This window comes from Pseudomonas sp. C6002, assembly GCF_013385805.1.
In the GTDB taxonomy this organism is placed as follows: domain Bacteria; phylum Pseudomonadota; class Gammaproteobacteria; order Pseudomonadales; family Pseudomonadaceae; genus Aquipseudomonas.
The window spans coordinates 1-6,152 of sequence record NZ_JACAPH010000061.1; the positions used below are offsets into that span (position 1 = coordinate 1).

Genomic DNA, 6,152 nt, shown 5'->3' on the forward strand with positions numbered 1-6,152 from the left:
ACAGGCGGGGCAGAGCGCTTTGGTTACTTTGCCGCTTTTGCAAAGTGACTCGCTGTAAGAGCGAAACCATAAGCAGCCGTTACCCAAATAACGGATATACACACCATCACTCCGGCAAAGGAATCACCCGCAACGGCCGCACCGACTTATAAGAAAAACTCGAGTAAATCTCCTTAACACACGGCAACCCCTGCAACACCTCCCGCGCAAAATCCCCAAACGACTCCAGATCCTTCGCCACCACTTCCAACAAAAAATCATACCGCCCCGAAACGTTATGACACGCCACAATCTCGGGAATCTCCAGCAACCTTTGCTCAAACGCCCGGGCAACTTCCCGGGAGTGCGTATCCATCATGATGCTGACAAACGCCGTCACCCCATACCCCAGCGCCTTGGGCGACAGGATCGCCTGATAACCGCCGATCACCCCGCTGTCCTCAAGGTTCTTCACCCGCCGCCAACACGGCGAAGTGGTCAGCGACACCCGCTCCGCCAACTCCGCCACCGTCAACCGCGCATTACCCTGCAAGGCGTTTAAAAGTGCCTTGTCAGTCCGATCCAGATGCATGGGCATATCTTGCCTCAAAACGTCGTTTTTATTGTTTTTCATCCCAATCTACCGGCCTTTCCCAGCAAACTATGGAACGTTCGGCCGCCGTTATAAGCATAGCATTGTAGGAAATAAGGAGCGTCCGACCATGAAAAATAAACACAACACGTTCGGCTTTTCCACCCGCGCCATCCACCACGGCTATGACCCCCAGGACCACCACGGCGCCCTCGTGCCGCCCATCTACCTGACGGCAACCTTCGCCTTCCCCACCGCCGAATACGGAGCCGCCTGCTTCGCCGGCGAAGAGAGCGGACACTTCTACACCCGCATCTCCAACCCCACCCTGGCCCTGCTGGAATCGCGCATGGCCACCCTGGAAAACGGCGAAGCCGCCGTCGCCTTCAGCTCCGGCATGGGCGCAATTGCCGCGACGTTCTGGACCCTGCTGCGCCCCGGTGACGAAATCATCGTCAGCCAGACCCTCTACGGCTGCACCTTCGCCCTGCTGCACCACGGCATCGGCGAGTTCGGCATCAAGGTGCGCCACGTCGACCTCACCGACCTGAACGCCATGAGCGAGGCCATCAACCCGGCCACGCGCATGATCTACTTCGAAACCCCGGCCAACCCCAACCTGCAACTGGTGGACATCGCCGCCGTCGCCGAGATCGCCCACCGGCAACCCGGTATCACCGTGGTGGTGGACAACACCTACTGCACGCCCTACCTGCAACGCCCGCTGGAAATGGGCGCCGACGTGGTGGTGCACTCGGCCACCAAATACCTCAGTGGCCACGGCGATATCACCGCCGGCATCGCCGTCAGCAGCCAGGCCCTGGCCCAGCGCATTCGCCTGCAAGGGCTCAAGGACCTGACCGGTGCGGTGATGTCACCCCAGGACGCCGCCCTGCTGATGCGCGGCCTCAAGACCCTGGCCCTGCGCATGGACCGCCATTGCAGCAACGCCCTGGCCATCGCCGAAGCCTTGCAGGCCCATCCCCTGGTGGAATGGGTGACCTACCCCGGCCTGCGCTCCTTCCCTCAATACGAACTGGCCGCGCGGCAGATGAAACAATCCGGCGGCATGATCGCGTTTGAACTCAAGGGCGGCATCGACATGGGCCGACGCTTCATGAACGCCCTCAAGCTGTTCACCCGGGCCGTGAGCCTGGGGGACGCCGAGTCACTGGCCCAGCACCCGGCCAGCATGACCCACTCCACCTACACCCCGGAGCAGCGCGCCCACCACGGGATTTCCGAAGGGCTGGTGCGACTCTCGGCGGGCCTTGAGGATGTCGCCGACCTGCTGGCCGACGTTGCCCAAGCCCTGCAGGCCTGTGCCGTAAAGCCGAAATCCCGGGCGGTGCAACACAACGTTCATCACGCTTGAAGTAAATTCACAGGCAGGCGCGACGTTTATCAATAGCCCGGCCTGAAAAGGTCGGGCTTCTCCCGTTGCGCCCTGCACCGCAAAAAATTTGATCCATTCATTGGCCCGTTTGCGAAAGCCTGTACTAGCATACGAGGCGGCAGTCATGGAGATCACTGCCCTGTACGCCGCCCTCATTGAAACTCATGGATGAAATGATGAACTCACACCTGTTCCCCCACATTGGCAAAGTCATCGCCAGCACCGGCAGCCGGCATTTCCCGCGCATGCTGCATGACCTGATCCTCACCCAACTGGCGGTCGACGCCACGCACATCACCCAAATGCCTGTGAGTTCACCGCGCAAGGCAGGCAGTTCGCGAATGACGGGGATCAGCCCGGTGTACACCGACCCGCTGCCAGGGCAGGAAGAGGCCCAGGCCGCCGCCCAACTGCACCTGACCCGGCGCAAGGATGACGTCAGCTACGTGCTGTCGGTGTATCGCTCCAACCCCTGCGAAAGTTTTTCCCAGCAGGAGCGGATCATCCTGCAAGACTTCTCCTCCCTGCTGCTGCCGATGGTTGAAAAACACATCAGCGCCCTGCAACCCAGCGGTCCGGACAGCGAAGCGCCGCAGCAACAAGGCATCGACACCTTGCGCCGGCGCTTTGAAGAGCGCCTCGCGCAATCGGGGCTGGCCCTGTCCAGCCGGGAGCTTGAGGTGTGCGTGGGGCTGCTGGCCGGGCGTACCGCACCGGAACTGGCGGAGCAGTTGGCACTGAAGGTCAATACCATCGAGAGCTACCTCAAGCGGGCTGCGATCAAGATGGGCATCAGTGGCCGGCATTCGTTGATGCGGTGGATGTATTCCACAGAAGAAAACGCCACTCTCTAGAACACCGAGGAACAAATGTGGGAGCGGGCTTGCTCGCGAATGCGCAGTGTCAGTCAATACATGTGTGACTGATCCAGCGCATTTGCGAGCAAGCCCGCTCCCACATTTTTTGATCTCTTCCCGGCCTAATCCCGGGCCAGGGCTTCAATCGGATCCAACCGCGCCGCATTCCGCGCCGGCACAAACCCGAACACAATCCCGATCAACGTTGAACACGCAAACGCCGTCACCACCGAGCCCAGGGAAAACACCATTTCCCACTCTTTCACAAACAACGAAAACAGATAGCCGATGGCGAATGACAGCGAGATGCCGATCATCCCGCCAATCAGGCAGACCATCACCGCTTCCACCAGGAACTGTTGGCGAATATCCGATTGCCGCGCGCCCACTGCCATGCGAATCCCGATTTCGCGGGTGCGTTCGGTCACCGACACCAGCATGATATTCATCACTCCGATGCCGCCCACCAGCAACGAAATCACTGCAATCAACGACAGCAGCAACGCCAGGGAACGGCTGGTTTTCTGCACCGTCTGCATGATGCTGTCGAGGTTGTTGGTAAAGAAGTCCTTGGTGCCGTGACGTTGCAACATCAGCTTGGTGACGTTCTCTTCCACCACCTTGCTCGGCTGGCCGTCCTTGATGCGCACCGTGATGCTGTCCAGATGACGCTGGCCCAACAGCCGCCCCGCTGCCGTCTCGTACGGCACCCACACGTTCAACGCCTTGCTGGCGGCGAACATGTTTTTGTTGTCGGCCGTCACCCCGATCACGGTGCAGGGCAGGTTGCCCACCAGGATCACCTGGCCCAACGGATCCACGCCGGGCGCGAACAGCCGATGGCGCGCGTTGTGGTCGATCACCACCACCTGGGCCTGGCGCCGGGCGTCGCTTTCGCTGAAGGTAATTCCGGCTTCGAGCTTCAGGCCCTTGACCTGGAAATAGCGATCGCTGACCCCATTGACCTGGGCGTCCAGGTCGATATTGCCGTAACGCAGCAACAGGTTGCGCCCCACCACCGGCGTGGCGCTGTCGACGTAATACAGCTGGTTCAGCGCATCCACATCCGACGGCAACAACGTCTCGATGGCTGACGCACGGCTGTCACCAAAACTCTTGCCGGGAAAGATATCAATGGTGTTACTGCCAATGGCCTGGATGTCCTTGAGCACATAGCGCTTGGCGCCTTCGCCGATGGCCGAGATCGATACCACCGAGGTGATGCCGATGACAATGCCGAGCATGGTCAGCAAGGTGCGCATGCGATGGGAAATCAGCGCGACCCAGGCCATGTTGAAGGCCTCCTTGAACAGCCCGAGGCTCGCCACCAACTTGCGCGCACCGCTGCGCTTGGGCTCGATGGGCGCTTCGGTGGGCAGGTCGAGGCCGACACTCTGATTGGCGCGGTCACTGACAATCTCGCCATCGCGCACCTCAATGATCCGCTGGGCATTGGCCGCGACTTTCGGGTCATGGGTAACGATGATCACCGTGTGCCCGGCGGCGTGCAGCTCGGCCAGGATGCGCATCACCTCCTTGCCGCTGTGGGTGTCGAGGGCGCCGGTGGGTTCGTCGGCGAGGATCACTTCGCCGCCGTTCATCAAGGCCCGGGCGATACTCACGCGCTGTTGCTGGCCGCCGGACAGCTGGCTCGGGCGATGGGTCAAATGCCCCGACAACCCCAGGCGTGCCAGCAATTCCCCGGCGCGGCTGTGCCTGGCGGTTTCCGGCGTACCGGCATAAATCGCCGGCATTTCCACGTTGTGCAACGCGCTCAGGTGCGCCAGCAAGTGGTAACGCTGAAAGATAAAACCGAAGTAGTCGCGGCGCAGCTCGGCCAGTTGCTCATCCCCCAGGGTGCGGGTTTCGATGCCATTGATCTTGTAGCTGCCGGCGGTGGCGTAGTCGAGGCCGCCGAGAATGTTCATCAGGGTGGATTTACCCGAGCCCGAGGCCCCGGTGATCGCGACCATTTCCCCGGCGTGGATGGTCAGGTCAATGCCCTTGAGCGCAATGAATTCGCGGTCACCGGCCATGAAACTGCGCACGATGCCTTTAAGCTCCAGCAGTGGCTGAGTCATCAATCAGCCCCCCGCCACGGCAGGCGATGGGTCGCCGATCACCACCTTGTCGCCTTCGGCCAGGCCATCGAGGATCTGCACCTTGACGTTGTTGTTGATGCCCGTCTGCACCTGCCGCGTGTTGGCCTTGCCCTTGGCGTCCAGCACCCGCACCGGGAAGCTGCCATCGGCATTGCGCGGGCCGAGTGCGGCCACCGGCACGGTCAGTGCGGCCTTGGCGGTGTCGAGCACGATGCGCACCTGGGCGGTCATGGCGATGCGCAGGCGGTGGTCGGGGTTGGGTACGTCGAACAGCGCATTGTAGAACACCGCGGTGTTTTGCTTGGGGGTGCCGGCGGTCTGGGTTTCGAGGAAATTCTGCGGGGCGGGTTCGGTGCCGCGCAATTTGGCGTAGTAGCGTTTGTCGGCCTCGCCGAGGATGGTGAAATACACCTGCTGGCCCGGACTGATGTGGATCACGTCCGCTTCGGAGACTTGGGCCTTGACGGTCATGGTGTCCAGGTCGGCGAGCTTGAGCAGCACCGGTGCCAGTTGGCTGGCGATCACGGTCTGGCCTTCCTGGGTGACGATGCCCACTACATCGCCGTCGATTGGCGCGACGATGCGGGTGTAGGCCAGGTTGATCTTGGCGGTGTCGATCTGGATGTGGGCGCTTTTGATCTGGGCGTCGAGGGACATCAGGTTGGCGCGCTGTACCTCGTAATTGGACTCGGCGGTTTCGAAGTCCTGGCGGGACACGGATTCGTCCTCCTGCAGGCCCTGATAGCGTTCGTAGACGGATTTGGTTTCCTTGAGTTGCGCCGCAGTAGCGCGGCGTTGGGCCTGGAGGTTTTCTTCGTCGACCTGGGCTTTGCGCAGGGTGTTCTGCAGGATCAACGGGTCGATTTCGGCCAGCCATTGGCCCTTCTTGACCTTGTCGCCGACCTTGACCTTCAGGGATTTGAGTTGGCCGGAAACCTGGGCGCCGACATCGACCTGCTTGACGCCTTCGAGCAGGCCGGTGGCCAGGACGGCGTTTTCGATGTCACTGCGCTCGGCGGTGGCGGTCAGGTATTGCGGCGCGTCTGCGGGGGCCTGCACGGTGTAGATGGTCAGGGCGGCGGCGATTGCCAGGGCCAGGGCCATTCCTGTTTTGCGAAGCTTTGACTTTTCCATAAGTGACCACAGAAGACGTTGAAGTTGGTCCGGCTTTTGGCTCGGAGTACATATCCGTTTTTTTGGTAACGGCTGATATGGGTTCCGCTCTT

At 61.2% G+C, this 6,152-nt stretch carries 5 protein-coding genes; 2 read left to right on the plus strand and 3 right to left on the minus strand.

Annotated features, from left to right (window positions below; genetic code table 11):
* Positions 1-106 precede the first annotated feature (106 nt).
* A complete protein-coding gene (locus tag HX817_RS31150; RefSeq protein WP_177042418.1) occupies positions 107-577 on the minus strand; it encodes an Lrp/AsnC family transcriptional regulator in 471 nt (156 codons plus the stop codon).
* 124 nt (positions 578-701) lie between these two features.
* Here HX817_RS31150 and HX817_RS31155 point away from each other — a divergent pair, with 124 nt between their 5' ends.
* Both HX817_RS31155 and HX817_RS31160 read left to right on the plus strand, forming a co-directional pair.
* The gene (locus tag HX817_RS31155; RefSeq protein WP_177042413.1) at positions 702-1,946 is read left to right on the plus strand and encodes a methionine gamma-lyase; all 1,245 of its coding nucleotides are present in this window, start codon (positions 702-704) and stop codon (positions 1,944-1,946) included.
* Between the two features lie 185 nt (positions 1,947-2,131).
* Positions 2,132-2,821 carry a helix-turn-helix transcriptional regulator gene (locus HX817_RS31160; protein WP_177042415.1) on the plus strand — a complete coding sequence of 230 codons (690 nt, stop codon included), beginning with the start codon at positions 2,132-2,134 and terminating at the stop codon, positions 2,819-2,821.
* A 125-nt stretch (positions 2,822-2,946) separates the two neighbouring features.
* On the opposite strand, the gene HX817_RS31165 is transcribed toward HX817_RS31160, so the two are convergent.
* Together HX817_RS31165 and macA are read right to left on the minus strand one after the other, a co-directional pair.
* Entirely contained in the window at positions 2,947-4,905 is a 1,959-nt protein-coding gene (locus HX817_RS31165; protein ID WP_003212489.1) for a MacB family efflux pump subunit, read from the minus strand.
* Between the two features lie 3 nt (positions 4,906-4,908).
* Positions 4,909-6,060, minus strand: a complete 1,152-nt coding sequence (gene macA / locus HX817_RS31170; RefSeq protein WP_032898521.1) for a macrolide transporter subunit MacA — start codon at positions 6,058-6,060, stop codon at positions 4,909-4,911.
* Positions 6,061-6,152 lie beyond the last annotated feature (92 nt).

Excerpts from the sequence above, each read along its gene's own strand:
- macA (WP_032898521.1), bottom strand. The coding sequence starts at position 6,060 with ATGGAAAAGTCAAAGCTTCGCAAAACAGGAATGGCCCTGGCCCTGGCA.
- HX817_RS31155 (WP_177042413.1), top strand. The coding sequence starts at position 702 with ATGAAAAATAAACACAACACGTTCGGCTTTTCCACCCGCGCCATCCAC.
- HX817_RS31160 (WP_177042415.1), top strand. The coding sequence starts at position 2,132 with ATGGATGAAATGATGAACTCACACCTGTTCCCCCACATTGGCAAAGTC.
- HX817_RS31150 (WP_177042418.1), bottom strand. The coding sequence starts at position 577 with ATGCCCATGCATCTGGATCGGACTGACAAGGCACTTTTAAACGCCTTG.
- HX817_RS31165 (WP_003212489.1), bottom strand. The coding sequence starts at position 4,905 with ATGACTCAGCCACTGCTGGAGCTTAAAGGCATCGTGCGCAGTTTCATG.